Source organism: Pseudothauera rhizosphaerae, assembly GCF_004801305.1.
Lineage (GTDB): Bacteria > Pseudomonadota > Gammaproteobacteria > Burkholderiales > Rhodocyclaceae > Pseudothauera > Pseudothauera rhizosphaerae.
Map to the genome: position 1 here is coordinate 207,958 of NZ_SSOD01000001.1, position 16,822 is coordinate 224,779.

Below are 16,822 nucleotides of genomic sequence, written 5' to 3' on the forward strand. Positions count from 1 at the left end.
TCGCTCCCGCGACGTCCAGCCGGGCACGGGTTTTCTCCCTCCCCCCTCGCGGGGGAGGGTCGGGGAGAGGGGAGCCGAGCCTCGAGACGTGGAGGTCGTTTCATCTCAACCGGCTGCGCGCTGGTAGTTCGGATGCCAGCGCAACCAGCGCTCCTCCAGCACCCGGGCGAGATAGTCGGCCAGCTTGCCCAGCAGGGCGTAGAGCAGGATGGCGAGCACGACGATGTCGATCTGCAGCAGCTCGCGGGCGTTCATGGCCATGTAGCCCAGCCCGCTGCTGGCGGCGATGGTCTCGGCGACGATCAGCGTCAGCCACATGACGCCCAGGCCGAAGCGGATGCCCACCAGGATGGAGGGCAGCGCGCCGGGCAGGATCACGTCGCGGAAGAGTTTCCAGCGGTCCAGGCCGTAGGCGCGGCCCATCTCGATCAGTTGCCGGTCCACGGAGCGGATGCCGTGGAAGGTGTTGAGGTACACGGGGAACATCACGCCCAGGGCGATCAGGAAGATCTTGGCCTCCTCGCCGATGCCGAACCACAGGATCACCAGCGGCGTCAGCGCCAGGTGGGGCACGTTGCGGATCATCTGCACCGAGGTGTCGAGGAAGCGCTCCATGAGGTGCGAGGTGCCGGTCCAGAAGCCCAGCACGATGCCCACCCCAGCGCCGATGCCGAAGCCGCTGAGCGCCCGCCAACAGCTCGTCTTCAGGTGGCCCCACAGCTCGCCGGACAGGGTCAGCGCGACGAAGGACTGCACGATGGCGAAGGGCGCGGGCAGCACCCGGTCGGAGATCCAGCCGACGCGGGTGCCCGCCTCCCACACCGCGAGCAGCAGCACCGGCAGCACCCAGGGGATGCTGCCATACAGCAGGGGATGGCGCTGGAGGTTCATGCCCGCCCCCGCCGCCCGCCCTCAGGCGGACTTCTTCCACACGTCGTTGGCGCGCGCGTCCAGGCGCACCGGCAGCAGCTTCTCGCGGGCGAACACGTCGGCGATGACCTGCTGCTCGTCCAGCGCCACGTCGTCCACCGGGCGCACGGCATAGCTGCGCCGGCCGTTGACCACGGACACCGTGGCCGGGTCCAGGCCCACCAGCGGGGCATGGATTGCGGCCGCTTCCCTGGGGTTGTTCTTGACCCATTCGCCGGTCTTGCGCAGTTCCTCGGCGACCACGGCGAGCACGTCCGGGCGGCGCTTGGCGTAAGGCGTGGAGGCCAGGTAGAAGCGGCGATAGGCCACGCCCACGTCGTTGCCGTCGGCGATCACGCGCACCTTGCGCTTGCCCTGGATGTTGGCGAGATGCGGGTCCCAGATCGCCCACGCGTCGATGGCGCCCTTCTCGAAGGCGGCGCGGCCGTCGGCGGGCTGCAGGTAGGCGGCCTCGATGTCGGTGAACTTCAGCCCGGCCTTCTCCAGCGCCTTCACGGTCAGGTAATGCACGCCGGCGGCCTTGGCGAAGCCGACCTTCCTGCCCTTCAGGTCGGCGAGGCTCCTGATCGGCGATTCGTCCGGCACCACGATGGCCTGGGCCGGGGGCGACGGGGTTTCCTGCACGAAGTAGGTGAGCTGGGCCTTGGCGGCCTGGGCGAACAGCGGCACCGTCTCGGCCACGTCGGCGGACAGGTCGATGCTGCCCACGTTGAGCCCTTCCAGCATGGGCAGGCCGGAGGAGAACTCGGTCCATTGCACCTTGACGCCCAGCGGCGCCAGCGCCTTTTCCAGCGAGCCCTGGCCCTTCTGGATGATCAGCAGGCTGGAGGATTTCTGGAAGCCGATGCGCAGGACTTCGTCGCCCGCCGCGAAGCTCCGCAGGGGAAGCGCCAGGCCTGCCGCACCGGCCGCCACGGCCGCGCCCAGGACCTTGCGGCGCAGCGGATTGATTGTGTGTTTGCTCATGATGACGCTCCGTCTGGAAAGGGGATGGAAGCTCGCCGGACCGGGCGGACCGGCCCGCCGGAACGGACGGGTGTCCGCCAGCGAAGACGCCATGGATAGTACGAAAGGGCTAGAGGGCGCAGAACGAAGAAAATCTGCAAACCTTATCCGCCCGCCCGCGGGAGCGGCACCGGGCGGAAGCGCCGGCCATCAGGCGCCATGGGCGCCTTGATGCCAGTCAATGACGCCCCACGGCAGGCAGCCCAGCATCCGGCCGTGCCTACAAGAACAAGGAAGCAGGGCAGCAGGAGACATCTTTCCGTAAATGCCGTTGCCGTTCGCGGCGGACCGTCACCGGAGATGTCATGACTACCTTTTTCGCGCCGGCCATCCTGCTGCTCGACAGGTTGCGCTACCCCTTCAAGTTCCTGCTCGTGGCCCTGGTCTTCGTACTGGCCTCGGCCTCCCTGCTGTACCAGGTGTACAGCAGGCTCAACGACAGCATCGTCGCCACCGAGCGCGAAGTCGCCGGCCTGCAGTTGCTGGACCGCTCGCTGAACGCGCTGTTGCTGGCGCAGCAGCACCGCGGCCTCTCGGCCGGCGTGCTGGGGGGCAGCGCGGCGCTGAAGGCCCCGCGCGAGGAGAAAGCGGCGGCGCTGCGCGAGGCGCTCGCCGAGGTGTCGCGGGCGCTCGCGGCGGACATACGCTGGCGGCCGCTGCAGGACGACTGGACGGGCGTGCGCGGCCAGCTCGAAGCGCTCGCCGCCGACGGCCTGAGCCTCACCGCGGCGGAGAACTTCACCCGCCACACGGGGACCATCGAAGTCCTCCTCCGATGGCTGGGCCGCCTCGGCGACGTCTCCGGCCTCTCGCGGGACCCGGATGCGGAGGGCGTGGCGCTGGGCGGCGTGATGCTGCATGCGGTGCCGGACCTCACCGAGCAGCTCGGACGCCTGCGCGCCCGCGGCACGGGCATCATGGCGCGGGCCGCCATGACCCGCGAGGAGGAACACGCGCTGCTCGTGCTGTCCGGGCAACTGGAACTGGGCCACGGGCAGTTGCGCGACCGCCTGGACCGCGCCGCGGCCGCCTCGCCGGCGCTGGCCGCCGGCCTCGGCCGCGTCCTGGGCGAGGTGGGCACCGGCCTCGACGCCTTCACGGGCGCCATCCGCAGCGAACTGCTGGGCGGCCGCTTCGGCATGCAGCCGGGGGATTTCTTCGCCCTCGGCACCGCGGCCATCGACAAGGTGGTGGAGGGCTACCGGCGGCAGTTCCATCCGACCCTGGCGGCGCTGCTCGACGCCCGCCTGGGGCAACTGCACCGGCAGATGCTGGCCGGCATCGCCCTCGCGGCGGCGGCCCTGCTGGTGGTGGCCTACCTGCTGGCGGGCATCTACCTGTCCATCCTGCGCTCGGTGCGCGAACTGGGCGCGGGCGCGCAGCGCCTGGCGAGCGGCGACTACCGCGCCCGCGTCGCCTTCTCCGCCCGCGACGAGCTGCGCGACGTCGCCGACCGCTTCAACGCCATGGCCCGCGACGTGGCCGCGCTGATCGGCGAGATCCAGGGCGGCGCCCGCCAGGTGGACGAGGCATCGACCCGGCTGTCGGTATCTGCGCAGCAGGTGGCCGGCGGCTCCGGCACCCAGAGCGAGGCCGCCTCCGGCATGGCCGCGGCGGTGGAGCAGATGACCGTGGGCATCGACGAGATCAGCCGCCATGCGGCCACCGCCCACGAACTGGCCGAGCTGTCCGGCCGGCTGGCGGAAGAAGGCGGGCGGGTGATGGCGCGCTCCACCGCCGAGATGCACGGCATCGTGCGCGAGGCCAACACCTCCGCGGCGGTGGTGCGCGAGCTGGGCGAGCGCGCCCGCAGCATCGGCGGCATGGTAGGGGCGATCAAGGAGATCGCCGACCAGACCAACCTGCTCGCCCTCAATGCCGCCATCGAGGCCGCCCGCGCCGGGGAAACCGGGCGCGGCTTCGCGGTGGTGGCCAACGAAGTGCGCAAGCTCGCCGAACGTACCGCCCGGGCCACCGAGGAAATCACCGTGGTGGCCGCGTCCATCCAGCAGGGCACCGACCAGGCGGTGAGGCGCATGGAAGCGGAGGTGGCCCAGGTGGAGGGCGGCATGGCCCTGACCGAGCGTGCCGGCGAGTCCATGGGCCAGATCGGCGGGCGCGCCGGCGAGGTGCTGCTGGCGGTGGCCGACATCTCGGCGGCCCTGCGCGAGCAGAGCACCGCCAGCGCCGAGATCGCCCGCAACGTGGAGCGCATCGCGCAGATGGCGGAGGAGAACAGCCTGGCGGTGCGGGAGACCGCCGGCACCGCCACCTCGCTGCAGGACCTGGCGGCCAGCCTGACCGCCAAGGTGGAGCGCTTCCGGGTGTGACGGCGCCCCCGGGTCAGTCCCGCGCGACGACCTCGCCTTCGCACAGGAAGAGGTTCGGCGCCGCCCGCGCGTGGCCCTGTTCGCCGACCAGCACGTCGAGCGCCAGCGTGGCGAGGTCGTCGGCGAAGGGGTCCGCGTCCCGATCCTTGGCGGCAAAGCAGATCTTGGCGTAGCCGTGGCAGTGGTCGCAGGTCTCGGCGGCGATGGCGCCGTTGCCGCCGTCCAGGCTCAGGTAATCCACCACGGCGCCGTCCGCGCACAGGGTGCAGCGGGCGCGCACCACGTTCCAGCGCGTGGCGCACAGGCAGCACTCCTGGTAGCGCAGGCCCTCCTTGCCGTCGCCGGCGAGCACGATGCTGCCGACCGCGGCGCTACCGCAGTGGGGACAGGATTCGGCGTTGGAGGGGTTGGCGGCGGGTTCGCCCGCGCGGCGGGCGGCGGCGGTCCACACCGCCTGCATGGCGGCGGCGACCACCAGGTCGTCGAGATCGCGCCCGGCCGCGACGGCTTCCCCGGCGGCGAGCAGCAGGTTGCGCTCGATGCGCCGGCCCAGCGCCTCGGGCGCGAGCGCGGGCGGGGCGTCGGGGGTGGCGGACAGCAGCGCGGCATAGGCGGCCGGCACCGCTTCCCGCAGTGCCGCGGGGGCGGCGCCTGCCGCGACGGAGAGCTGGTCGAGCACCTGCTGCTGGGCGGTGCACAGTTCGGCCAGCCAGCCGAGCCAGGGCGCCAGTGCGTGGCCGGCCGCCAGATGGCGCAGGCGGGCGGCGCGGCGGATGAAGAGGTCGGCCGGCGGCGCCAGCAGCAGGGGCGGCGCAATGCGGGACGGCAGGGTCTGTTCGGCGAGCATCGGTGTGGGTCTCGAATGGAAGGATGGAGCGCGGGCGCTCACATGAAGGACTGGGCGGCCACCGCGGACGGCGTGCAGTCGAGGCGTTCGGCATGGCTGTAGGCGACGCGCCGGCCGTCGCGGGCAAAACCCACCAGCAGCAGGCCGGCGGCCTGGGCCTGGCGGATCGCCAGCGCGGTGGGGGCGGACACGGCCACCAGGGCGGACACGCCGGCGCGGGCGGCTTTCTGCACCATCTCGTAGGAGGCGCGGCTGGTGATGAGGACGAAACCCCCGCCCCCCCTCTGCGCCCCCTCGCCCGTGCGCGCCAGCGCCCCAAGCAGCTTGTCGAGGGCGTTGTGGCGGCCCACGTCCTCGCGCAGGCAGCGGATGTTGCCCCGGGCATCCACCCAGGCGGCGCCGTGGCTGGCGCCGGTGCGCTCGCGCAGCGGTTGCCAGTGGGGCAGTTGGCGCAGGGCCTCGTCGATGGCCGCCGTGTTCAGCCGTGCGCCGGCATCGCGCACCGCGGACGGCGCGGCGTGCGCCGCCAGCGCGGCGAGGCTGTCGATGCCGCACAGGCCGCAGCCGGTGCGGCCGGCCAGGCTGCGGCGGCGCTCCTTGAGGGCGAGGAAGCGCGGCGTGGCGATGGTCATGTCCACGGTGATGCCGTGGCAGCCGGCCTCGATCTCCAGGTCGTGGATCTCGCCGGCGTGCCCGACGATGCCTTCGCCGAGGCTGAAGCCCACGGCGAAATCCTCCAGGTCGGCGGGCGAGGCCAGCATCACCGCGTGGGAGATGCCGTTGTAGGCCAGCGCCACCGGCACCTCCTCGATGACCTGGTCTTCCTCCTGCACCGTGTCGTCGTGGCGGCTGCGCAGCACCTCGCACAGGGCGGTGGCGGCGGGCAGTTCGTCGTCCGGCGGCGCCGGACGGAAAGGGTTCTGCTCGGGTGTCAGCATCGGTGGTCTCCGCTATCCGGTGATGAGGGCCGGTGCCGGGGCGGCGCGCCGCCGCCCCGGCACCGTGGCTCAGAAGCGGCTCACTTGCCCGTCACCTGCCGATACCAGCCGCGGTGATGCTGCTTGGCCCAGGCGCGGGTGACCGTGCCGTACCACATGGCGCGGATGGTGCCCTTGACCCAGATGGCGGCATAGACGTGCACGAGGATGAAGCCGATCATCAGCGCCGCCGCCGCCGCATGCACCACGGCGCCGAGGCGCACCGCGTCCACCGGGAAGCTGAAGTACGCGCGCCACAGCAGGATGCCGGAGACGAAGAGCAGCAGCACGCAGACGGCCAGTGCCCAGAACATCACTTTCTGCCCGCCGTTGTACTTGCCCTGTTCCGGCATGCCGTGGTCGTCGCCATTCACCATCTCGCCCACCCGGCTCAGCCATTCCCGGTCCGCCGCACCGATCCTGTTCAGCTTCCAGAAGCGGAAGAACAGGCCGAGGAAGGAGATCGTCAGCACCACGCCGATGAAGGGGTGCAGGATGCGCGCCCACACCGGCCCGCCGAAGAACTGCGAGAGCGGGAAGAAGGCCGGATGGAAGAAGGCCAGCCCGGAGAGCGCCAGCAGGATGAAGCAGATGCCCACCACCCAGTGGTTGGCGCGCTCGGACGCGGTGTAGCGTTGCAGGTCTTTCGGATCGCGGATCATTGCGCGTCCTCCTTCTCGATTTCGTCCTCGATCTCCTTGGAGATCTCGTTGGGCCCCTTGACCACGTAGTGGAACAGGCTGCCCAGCGCGACGCCGGCCAGCGCGAGCGTGGCGAGCGGCTTGGCGACGCCCTTCCACAGGCCCACCAGCGGGCTGATGGACGGGTCCTTGGGCAGGCCGGCGTACAGCTCCGGCCTGTCCGCGTGGTGCAGCACGTACATGACGTGGGTGCCGCCCACGCCCGGCGGGTCGTACAGCCCCGCGTTGGCGTAGCCGCGCTCCTTGAGGTTGGCGATGCGCCGGGCGGCGACCTCCTTCATGTCCGCCTTGCTGCCGAAGCTGATCGCCCCGGTGGGGCAGGTCTTGACGCAGGAGGGTTCCTGGCCGGCGGCGACGCGGTCCGAGCACAGGGAGCACTTGTAGGCCTTGCCGTCGTCCTTGGAGATGCGCGGCACGTTGAACGGGCAGCCGGTGACGCAGTAGCCGCAGCCGATGCAGTTCTCCTGGTGGAAATCGACGATGCCGTTCTTGAACTGGATGATGGCGCCGGGCGAGGGACAGGACTTGAGGCAGCCGGGGTCGCTGCAGTGCATGCAGCCGTCCTTGCGGATCAGCCATTCGAGCTTGCCGTTCTCTTCCACCTCGCTGTAGCGCATCACCGTCCACGCCTTGGCGTCGAGGTCGATGGGGTTGTCATAGACGCCGATGTTGCTGCCCACTTCGGCGCGGATGTCGTTCCACTCGGAACAGGACACCTGGCAGGCCTTGCAGCCGATGCAGGTGGTGACGTCGATCAGCTTGGCCACTTCCACCGGGTTGCGCGCACCCGGCTGGGGCGTGGTGGTGGCGGAACGGCGCTGGATGTCGAGCGATTGCAGAGCCATGTCATCTCCTCATGCCTTCTCGATGTTGACGAGGAAGGCCTTGTATTCCGGGCACTGGGTGTTGCTGTCGCCCACGGCGGGGGTCAGCACGTTGGTCAGGTAGCCTTTCTTCGCCAGGGTTTCCCAGCCCCAATGCACCGGGATGCCGATCTGGTGCACGGTCTGCTCGTTCACCGTCAGCGCCTTGATGCGCTTGGTGACCACGGCCTTGGCCTCGATGTGGCCGCGCTTGGAGCTGACCCTGACCGTGTCGCCGGCGGCGATGCCCTTCTCCCTGGCCAGCGCCTCGCCGACCTCGATGAACTGCTCGGGCTGGGCGATGGCGTTCAGGCGCACCTGCTTGGTCCAGAACTGGAAGTGCTCGGTGAGGCGGTAGGTGGTGGCGACGTAGGGGAACTCCGCCGAGGTGCCCAGGCGCTCCTTCTCGCCCTTGAAGAGGCGCACCGTCGGGCTGGTGACCACCTCCGGGTGCAGCGGATTGGTGCCGATGGGGGACTCCATCGGTTCGTAGTGTTCCGGCAGGGGGCCGTCGGCCAGCTTGTCCACCGCGAACAGGCGCGCCTGGCCCTCCGCCGTCATGATGAAGGGATCCATGCCGCTGCCCGGCGCGGCATCCACCTTGAAGTCCGGCACATCGCCGCCGGTCCAGCGTTCGCCGTTCCAGCCGATGATCTTGCGCTTCGGGTCCCAGGGCTTGCCGGACGGGTCGCAGGAGGCGCGGTTGTAGAGCACGCGCCGGTTGGCCGGCCAGGAGAAGGCCCAGCCGGGCGTGTTGCCCAGCCCCACGTCGGTGTTGTCGCGCCGGGCCATGATGTTGCCCGCCTGGGTCCAGCTCCCGGTGTAGATCCAGCAGGCGCACAGGGTGCTGCCGTCGTCGCGCAGGTGGGCGAAGGAGGCCAGTTGCTCGCCCTTCTTCGCCAGCACGGCGCCGCTCTTGGCGTCCACCACGTCGGCCAGCGCGCGGCCGTTCATTTCCTTGGTCAGCTCCTCGGGAGAGGGCGAGAGCGGATCCTTGTACGGCCAGGCCAGGTTCAGGATCGGCTCGGGCACGCTGCCGCCTTCCTTCTCGTACATCTCCCGCAGCCTCAGGAACAGCTCGGCGAGGAATTCCAGGTCGGGCTTGGCCTCGCCCGGCGGCTCCGCGCCCTTGAAGTGCCATTGCATCCAGCGGCCGGAATTGACGGTGGAGCCGTCCTCCTCGGCAAACAGCGTGGAGGGCAGGCGGAAGACCTCGGTCATGATCTGCGAGGAATCCACGTTGTTCGATGCGCCGTGGTTCTGCCAGAAGCTCGCCGTCTCGGTGGCGATGGGGTCGATCACCACCATGTACTTGAGCTTGGAGAAGGCCTGCACCACGCGGTTCGAATCCGGGAACGAACCCATGGCGTTGAAGCCCTGCACGATCAGGCCGTTCATCTTGCCCTGCTGCATCAGCTCGGTGAGGTGCAGCGTGTCGTAGAGCTTGTCCCACTTGGGCAGCCAGTCGTAGCCCCAGTCGTTCTCCTGCGTCGCCTTGTCGCCCCAGAACCACTTGAGCTGGCTGACGAAGAACTTGGAGGTATTGCTCCAGTAGTTGAGCTGGCCGTCGCGCAGCGGCGCGGGCGTCACCTTCCTGACGTAGTCGGCGAAGGTCGGATGGTTCTTTTCGCTGGGCAGCGGGACGTAGCCCGGCAGGTTGGTGGAAAGCAGGCCCAGGTCGGTGATGCCCTGCACGTTGGCGTGGCCGCGCAGCGCGTTGATGCCGCCGCCGGCCATGCCGATGTTGCCCAGCAGCAACTGGATGATGGCCATGGTGCGGATGTTCTGCACGCCCACCGTGTGCTCCGTCCAGCCCAGGGCGTAGAGCACGGTGGCCACCTTGTCCGGCGCGGAGGTTGCGCCCAGCAGTTCGCAGATCCTGCGGAAGCCTTCCCTGGGGCTGCCGGTCAGGTTGGCGACCACGTCCTCGGTGTAGCGGGCGTAGTGGGCCTTGAGCAGGTTCCATACGCAGCGCGGATGCTGGAGCGTGGGGTCGGTCCTGACCTTGCCGTCGGCGTCGAACTCGTAGTTCCAGGTGCTGCGGTCGTAGCGGCCCTGTTCCTTGTCGAAGCCGGAGAACAGGCCGTCCTCGAAGCCGTAGCCCTCCGCGATGATGGAGCTGGCATTGGTGTAGGCCAGGACGTATTCCTTCTGGATCCTGTCGTTGGCGATCAGCCAGTTGATCACGCCGCCAAGGAAGACGATGTCGGTGCCGGCACGGATCGGCACGTAGAGATCGGCCACCGCGGCGGTGCGGTTGAAACGCGGGTCGACCACCACGAGCTTGGCGCCGCGCTGCTTGACGGCCTCCACGGCCCAGCGGAAACCGACCGGGTGCGCCTCGGCGGCGTTGCCGCCCATCACCAGCACCAGGTCGGCGTTCTTGATGTCCACCCAGTTGTTGGTCATCGCCCCGCGCCCGAAGGAGGGCGCCAGCGCCGCGACCGTGGGCGAGTGGCAGATGCGCGCCTGGGTGTCGGTGGCGACGACGCCCAGCGCGCGGATGACCTTCTGCGTCAGGATGCCGGTTTCGTTGGAGGCGGCCGAACAGGTCAGCACGCCACAGGAGAGCCAGCGGTTCACCGGCACGCCGTCCGCGTTCTTCGCCACCACGTTCGCGTCGCGGTCGTCCTTCATGTGGCGGGCGATGCGCTCGACGGCCTCGTGCCAGGAGATGCGCTTCCATTCCTTGCTGCCGGGTTCGCGCACTTCCGGGTACTTGACGCGGTTCGGGCTGTGGATGAAGTCCAGCAGGCCCGAACCCTTGGGACAGAGCGCGCCGCGGCTGACCGGGTGGTCGGGATCGCCCTCGATGTGGATGATCTCCGCCCGGGCGTTCTTGCTGCCGCTGCCCAGGCTGTACATCAGCAGGCCGCAGCCCACCGAACAGTAGGTACAGATGTTGCGGATTTCCCGCGCCCGCGCCAGCTTGTACTGGCGCACCTCGGCGCGCGCCTCGGAGGGCGCAGCGCCCAGCACCGCCAGACTGGAAGTCCCGAAACCCGCCGCCGAAATCTTAAAGAACTGCCGTCGTGAGACGTGCATTTTTATAACCCCCTCTCCAGCTACCCGTAGACCGGACCGGCCACTCCAAAGGTGCTGTCGTCGCTGTGGACAGCAAATTCCGGACCATGACCACTACTCCAATAGGGATATGGTTTTGCTGCAACGCAACAGCATATCTGCTGGGACTTTATGTCCCGATCAAGAGGTCGAATGGGACATTTTGTCCCACGCCGAGAACCCCGTTTCGGGGACGGCATGGCCCTGCTGCCGCACCGACGAAAAAGGCCGGATGCCCGTGGGGCATCCGGCCTTCTGCTGACGGCGAACCGTGCGGCGGCTCAGAGCGGAAATGGGTTGGTATCGCTTACACCTTACACTTCAGAGCCTGCCCAGCCAGATTGCTGCCAATGGCCGCAAGTCGCCCGCATCCGCAGTACGCAGCGCTTCAAAATACTTCTGCCTCTTTCTTGCGTTGCCTGCGGGATCCATGGGCGGCAATCCCAATCTGAAGGCCAACGCGACCAGCAGAATGCGCCCAACCCGGCCATTGAAATCCTTGAACGGATGAATCCACTGGAACCGCCAGTCGGCCCAGGCGAATGAATAATTCCGCGATGGATTCGGCGTTATCGACATGCCGCAACCGCTCTTCAAGGTCGAGGCAGAAGTCCCGCACGCGCACGGGCACGTCGTGGGCGGACGGTGGGGTATGAGTGCCGACTTGCACGGCGGTCGTGCGGAAACGCCCGGCCCAATCGGGGAACAGGTCGCCGGCAACGCGGCGATGGACGTCGCGCAGCCAGTCCGCCGAGAACTCCATGGCGGCAGGCTCGGCATCGAGCAATTCGTCGATACAGTCGGCGACCTTGGCGGCAAGCCGCTCGGATACCTCGGTGTAGGTGAGTACGCCCTCCGAACTGGCGAGTGCGCGGGTGGCGTCTAGCGGCTGGGTCGAGTCCGCCATGCCTGTACCCGTTCCCGGTCCACCTGTTCGTTCTCCAGCGCCATCGAGTTCAGCGTGAACTCCAGCACCTTCGCCCGATAGGCGGCGCGCAGGCTGGCCGCGTCCGCGTGGCGAGCGCGCCATTCCTTGAGTCGCTGATCGATCCGGTGAATCTGTTGGGGTGTCATGGGTGGCATCGTCGCACGCGGTGGTGCTCGCAACAAGGGCAGAACCGCCTTCGATCAGCGCGATTTCGCCGGGCACCATCTCGCGGCCAATTCTGCGCCAGCCCGACTGCGGAGATACGGTGAATTCGCCCAATGGTTTGCCAGGGGTGATTTCCATGAAGGAACAGCCCGCAACATGCGGGCTGTTCCTTTTCCTGCTTCTCCGGGCAAAGCTATCAATCGATGTCAGAAATCGCCGCCGAAGCCCCCCGGGCCGCCCGGCGGCAGGGCCGGCGCGGGCTTGTCGTCGGGCTGCTCGGCCACCAGGGCGTCGGTGGTGAGGATCAGCGAGGCCACCGAGGCGGCGTTCTGCAGCGCGGAGCGGGTGACCTTGGCGGGGTCGAGCACGCCCTGCTCCACCAGGTCGCCGTACTCGCCGGTGGCAGCGTTGTAGCCGAAGTTGCCCTTGCCTTCGAGCACCTTGGCGACCACCACCGAGGCTTCGTCGCCGGCGTTGGCGACGATCTGGCGCAGGGGCTCCTCGATCGCGCGCAGCACGATCTTGATGCCGGCGTCCTGGTCGTGGTTGTCGCCCTTCAGGCTGGTGATGGCGGAACGGGCGCGCAGCAGCGCCACACCACCGCCGGCCACGATGCCTTCCTCGACCGCGGCGCGGGTGGCGTGCAGCGCGTCCTCGACGCGGGCCTTCTTCTCCTTCAGCTCGACCTCGGTGGCCGCGCCGACCTTGATCACCGCCACGCCGCCGGCGAGCTTGGCCTTGCGTTCCTGCAGCTTCTCCCGGTCGTAGTCGCTGGTGGCCGCGCCGATCTGGGCGTCGATGGCGGTCACGCGGGCCTTGATGGCGTCCACGCTGCCGGCGCCGTCGATCACCGTGGTGTTCTCCTTGCCCACCTCGATGCGCTTGGCCTGGCCCAGGTCGGCCAGGGTGGCCTTCTCCAGGGTCAGGCCCACTTCCTCGGCGATGACCTGGCCGCCGGTGAGGATGGCGATGTCTTCCAGGATGGCCTTGCGGCGGTCGCCGAAGCCCGGCGCCTTCACGGCCACCACCTTGAGAATGCCGCGGATGGTGTTCACCACCAGGGTCGCCAGCGCCTCGCCTTCCACGTCCTCGGCGATGATCAAGAGCGGCCGGCCGGCCTTGGCCACCTGTTCCAGCACCGGCAGCAGGTCGCGGATGTTGGAGATCTTCTTGTCGAACAACAGGATGTAGGGGTTGTCGATTTCCGCGACCTGCTTGTCCGGGTTGTTGATGAAGTAGGGGCTGAGGTAGCCACGGTCGAACTGCAGGCCTTCCACCACTTCCAGCTCGTTGTTCAGGCTCTTGCCGTCCTCCACGGTGATCACGCCTTCCTTGCCCACCTTGTCGATGGCGTCGGCGATGATCTGGCCGATGTCGGCGTCCGAGTTGGCGGAGATGGCGCCCACCTGGGCGATTTCCTTGCTGGTAGTGGTCGGCTTGGCGATCTTCTTCAGTTCTTCGACGATGGTGGCGACGGCCTTGTCGATGCCGCGCTTGAGGTCGGCCGGGTTGAAGCCGGCGGCGACGAACTTGAAGCCTTCGCGCACGATGGCCTGGGCCAGCACGGTGGCGGTGGTGGTGCCGTCACCGGCGTTGTCGGACGTGCGGGAAGCGACTTCCTTGACCAGTTGCGCACCGATGTTCTCGAACTTGTCCTTCAGTTCGATTTCCTTGGCCACGGACACACCGTCCTTGGTCACGGTGGGCGAGCCGTAGGAACGCTCCAGCACCACGTTGCGGCCCTTGGGGCCCAGGGTCACCTTGACCGCGTTGGCCAGGATATTGACGCCATGCACAACCTTGGCGCGCGCGTCGTCAGCGAACAGTACTTGTTTGGCTGCCATCTGTGTCTCCCTTTTGCTCTCAGTTCTCGATCACCGCGAAGATGTCCTCTTCGCGCACCACCAGCAGTTCCTCGCCGTCCACCTTGACGGACTGGCCGGCGTATTTGCCGAACAGCACCTTGTCGCCCTTCTTCAGGGCGATCGGACGGACCTGGCCGTTTTCGAGGATCTTGCCGTTGCCGACGGCCAGGACTTCGCCCTGGTCGGGCTTCTCGCCGGCGGAATCGGGGATGACGATGCCGGACGCGGTGGTCCGTTCGGCTTCCAGCCGTTTGACGATCACGCGATCGTGCAGGGGGCGCAGGGCCATGTCGAATTCTCCATCGTTGAGCACGCCGAGCGGCGCGGAGGTCTTGGGAAGCGGCGCGGCGGAATCTCCACCCGCGCCTGTTAGCACTCGCAACCGGCGAGTGCCAAGGCCGCACACCTTAGCGCAGCACGGCCCCGGACCTAATCGAGAAATTCTGAATTGCGTAGAACGCTGCTTGATATACGAGCGCGGACGGCGAAATGCTCCGCAGAATAGATTGGTTGGCCCGCCAACCCGTTACCGGCAAAGTCGCGCCCGACGCAGCAGCGCGGCCCCATCCCGCCGGCCTCCTTTCCCCTGACAGGCATGCCCCCGACCGACCAGCACACCGCCAACGACACCCACGGCGCCCCTCCCGCGGCGGATGCCCGGCTGACCGCCTTCCACTGGGGCCTGTACCGCGCCGCCGGCACGCCCGCCGCGCCCCAACTGCTCCCCGACGCCGGCGACCCCGCCCCCTCCCTGATCGGCGAAGGCATGCTGGAAGCCTACCGCTCGCCCCTGCGCGTGCTGCGCCCGGCCGCGCGCGCCGGCTGGCTGGCACGCCTGCGCGATCCGGCTCGCGCCGCCGCGGACGACGACCGCCCACGGCGCGGGGCCGAGGAATTCGTCGAACTGGAGTGGGACGAAGCCCTGGACCTGGCCGCGCGCGAACTCTCCCGCGTGCGCGGCGAGTACGGCAACGCGGCGATCTTCGGCGGCTCCTACGGCTGGTCCAGTGCCGGGCGCTTCCACCACGCCCAGAGCCAGGTGCACCGCTTCCTCAACTGCTTCGGCGGCTACGTGCGCCACGTGGACAGCTACAGCCTGGGCGCCGGCCGTGCACTGCTGCCCCACGTGGTCATGGATATGGACGAGCTGATGGCCAGCCACAGCGACTGGAACGTGCTCGCCGCCCACACCCGGCTCTTCGTCGCCTTCGGCGGCGTGCCGGCCAAGAACGCCCAGGTGGCAGCCGGCGGCGCCCTCGAACACCGCCTGCGCCCCGCCCTGGCCGCACTGGCCGCGGCGGGCTGCCGCTTCGTGAACTTCAGCCCGGTGGCGGACAACCTGGACGCCCCGGCCCACGCGGTGGAATGGATTCCCATCCGCCCCAACACCGACACCGCGGTCATGCTGGCGCTGGCCCACACGCTGATCGCCGAGGGCCGCCACGACGAGGACTTCCTCGCCCGCCATTGCGTGGGCTTCGAGCGCTGGCGGGCCTATCTGTTCGGCGCCGACGACGGCGTGGCCAAGGACGCCGAGTGGGCGGCGGCCCTGTCCGGCGTGCCGGCGGCGCGGCTGCGCGCGCTGGCCGCCGAGATGGCCGCCACGCGCTGCCTGATCAACTGCGCCTGGGCCTTGCAGCGCGCCGAGCACGGCGAACAACCCTTCTGGGCCACCATCGCGCTGGCCGCCGTGCTCGGCCAGATCGGCCTGCCCGGCGGCGGCTTCGGCCTGGCCTACGGCGCCCTCAACCAGATGGGCAGCCCCCACGCCCGCGTGCCCGGCCCCACGCTGCCCCAGGGGCGCAACGGGGTAGACGCCTTCATCCCGGTGGCACGCCTCACCGACATGCTGGAACGTCCCGGCGAGCCTTTCGACTACAACGGCAAGCGCCAGCCCTACCCCCACATCCGCCTGGTGTACTGGGCCGGCGGCAACCCCTTCCACCACCATCAGGACCTGAACCGCCTGGTCCGCGCCTGGAAGCGGCCGCAGACGGTCATCGCCCACGAACAGTTCTGGAACGCCCACGCGCGCATGGCCGACCTGGTGCTGCCGGCCACCGCCGCGCCTGAGCGCGACGACATCGCGTTCGCCACCCGCGAACCCGTGCTGGCGGCCACCCGCCGCATCGTCGAACCGCCCGGCCAGGCGCGGGACGACTACGCCATCTTCGCCGCTCTGGCCGAACGGCTGGGCATCGCGGAGGCCTTCACCGAAGGCCGCGACGCCGCCGCCTGGCTCGCCCACCTGTATGGCGAAGCGGCTCAGCGGGCTGCCGAACGCGGCAGCCGCTGGCCGGCCTACGCCGAATTCCGCGCCGCCGGCCGGCTGGACCTGCGCGAGATCGAAGCCCAGGCGCCGGTGCTGCTGCTGGCCGACTTCCGCCGCAACCCCACGGCCCATCCGCTGCCCACGCCGAGCGGACGCATCGAACTGCATTCGGCCACCGTGGCCGGGTTCGGCTACGCCGACTGCCCCGGCCACCCGGTGTGGCGGGAACCGGGCGAATGGCTGGGCGCCGCCGCCGCGCGGCAGTATCCCCTGCACCTGATCTCCGACCAGCCCGCCACCCGCCTGCACAGCCAGCTCGACCACGGCCCGGCCAGCCGCGCCAGCAAGATCGCCGGCCGCGAGCCCATCCACCTCAACCCCGCCGACGCCGCCGCGCGCGGCATCGCCGACGGCGACCTGGTACGCGTCCACAACGCCCGCGGCGCCTGCCTGGCCGGCGCGCGCCTGGACGCGGCGGTGATGCCCGGCGTGGCGCGCCTGTCCACCGGCGCCTGGTACGACCCGCTGCGCCCCGGCGCCCACGACCCGGCCAACCTGGACAAGCACGGCAACCCCAACGTGCTGACCCGCGACGTGGGCAGCTCGCGCCTGGGCCAGGGCTGCACCGCCCACACCTGCCTGGTGGAAGTGGAACGCCACGCCGGCCCGGTGCCCGAGTTGAGCGCCTTCGATCCGCCGCGCCGGATGGGCTGAGTCCCGCAGCCGGTTCTCGCCGCCACCGGCCACGTACGACCATCGACGGATCGATCGCCACGGATGGCCTGAAACACCTGCATCCCTCTGCTCGCCATATAGCGCGATCGGCATATCCATTTGGCGTCGTGAAATTCTCTTCGACTGAAAAACAAGATTGAC

12 protein-coding genes are annotated in these 16,822 nt (G+C 69.2%); 2 read left to right on the forward strand and 10 right to left on the reverse strand.

All coding sequences use genetic code 11. From position 1 onward, the window contains the following. Positions 1-105: 105 nt before the first annotated feature. Positions 106-891 (reverse strand): aliphatic sulfonate ABC transporter permease SsuC, encoded by a 786-nt coding sequence (gene ssuC / locus E6O51_RS01040; RefSeq protein WP_136383109.1) that lies wholly within the window; start codon positions 889-891, stop codon positions 106-108. 21 nt (positions 892-912) lie between these two features. After that, complete coding sequence (locus E6O51_RS01045; protein ID WP_136383110.1) at positions 913-1,896, reverse strand: aliphatic sulfonate ABC transporter substrate-binding protein; 984 nt, start codon at positions 1,894-1,896, stop codon at positions 913-915. Between the two features lie 344 nt (positions 1,897-2,240). Between E6O51_RS01045 and E6O51_RS01050 the strand changes: the two genes are divergently transcribed. Beyond that, positions 2,241-4,265: a methyl-accepting chemotaxis protein gene (locus E6O51_RS01050; RefSeq protein ID WP_136383111.1), complete on the forward strand. Its 2,025-nt coding sequence runs from the start codon at positions 2,241-2,243 to the stop codon at positions 4,263-4,265. Positions 4,266-4,278: 13 nt separating this feature from the next. On the opposite strand, the gene E6O51_RS01055 is transcribed toward E6O51_RS01050, so the two are convergent. The 8 genes from E6O51_RS01055 to groES form a co-directional block, all read right to left on the reverse strand. Further along, positions 4,279-5,112 carry a formate dehydrogenase accessory protein FdhE gene (locus E6O51_RS01055; RefSeq protein WP_136383112.1) on the reverse strand — a complete coding sequence of 278 codons (834 nt, stop codon included), beginning with the start codon at positions 5,110-5,112 and terminating at the stop codon, positions 4,279-4,281. Between the two features lie 38 nt (positions 5,113-5,150). Continuing rightward, entirely contained in the window at positions 5,151-6,050 is a 900-nt protein-coding gene (fdhD, locus tag E6O51_RS01060) for a formate dehydrogenase accessory sulfurtransferase FdhD (RefSeq protein WP_136383113.1), read from the reverse strand. An 80-nt stretch (positions 6,051-6,130) separates the two neighbouring features. Continuing rightward, complete coding sequence (locus E6O51_RS01065; protein WP_136383114.1) at positions 6,131-6,751, reverse strand: formate dehydrogenase subunit gamma; 621 nt, start codon at positions 6,749-6,751, stop codon at positions 6,131-6,133. Continuing rightward, positions 6,748-7,635: a formate dehydrogenase subunit beta gene (gene fdxH / locus E6O51_RS01070; RefSeq protein WP_136383115.1), complete on the reverse strand. Its 888-nt coding sequence runs from the start codon at positions 7,633-7,635 to the stop codon at positions 6,748-6,750. Before fdxH ends, E6O51_RS01065 begins: the two co-directional genes overlap by 4 nt. 9 nt (positions 7,636-7,644) lie before the next feature. Further along, positions 7,645-10,698 carry a formate dehydrogenase-N subunit alpha gene (gene fdnG, locus E6O51_RS01075; RefSeq protein WP_136383116.1) on the reverse strand — a complete coding sequence of 1,018 codons (3,054 nt, stop codon included), beginning with the start codon at positions 10,696-10,698 and terminating at the stop codon, positions 7,645-7,647. A 406-nt stretch (positions 10,699-11,104) separates the two neighbouring features. Next, positions 11,105-11,947: a Fic family protein gene (locus tag E6O51_RS22160; protein ID WP_230976662.1), complete on the reverse strand. Its 843-nt coding sequence runs from the start codon at positions 11,945-11,947 to the stop codon at positions 11,105-11,107. Positions 11,948-12,015: 68 nt separating this feature from the next. Further along, positions 12,016-13,653, reverse strand: coding sequence for a chaperonin GroEL (gene groL / locus E6O51_RS01090; protein WP_136383119.1), 1,638 nt, complete (start codon positions 13,651-13,653; stop codon positions 12,016-12,018). Between the two features lie 19 nt (positions 13,654-13,672). Further along, positions 13,673-13,963: a co-chaperone GroES gene (gene groES, locus E6O51_RS01095; RefSeq protein ID WP_136383120.1), complete on the reverse strand. Its 291-nt coding sequence runs from the start codon at positions 13,961-13,963 to the stop codon at positions 13,673-13,675. Between the two features lie 306 nt (positions 13,964-14,269). On the opposite strand from groES, the gene E6O51_RS01100 reads away from it, so the two are divergent. Next, on the forward strand, positions 14,270-16,660 hold the full coding sequence (locus E6O51_RS01100) for a molybdopterin-dependent oxidoreductase (protein WP_136383121.1): 2,391 nt from the start codon (positions 14,270-14,272) through the stop codon (positions 16,658-16,660). Positions 16,661-16,822: the final 162 nt, after the last annotated feature.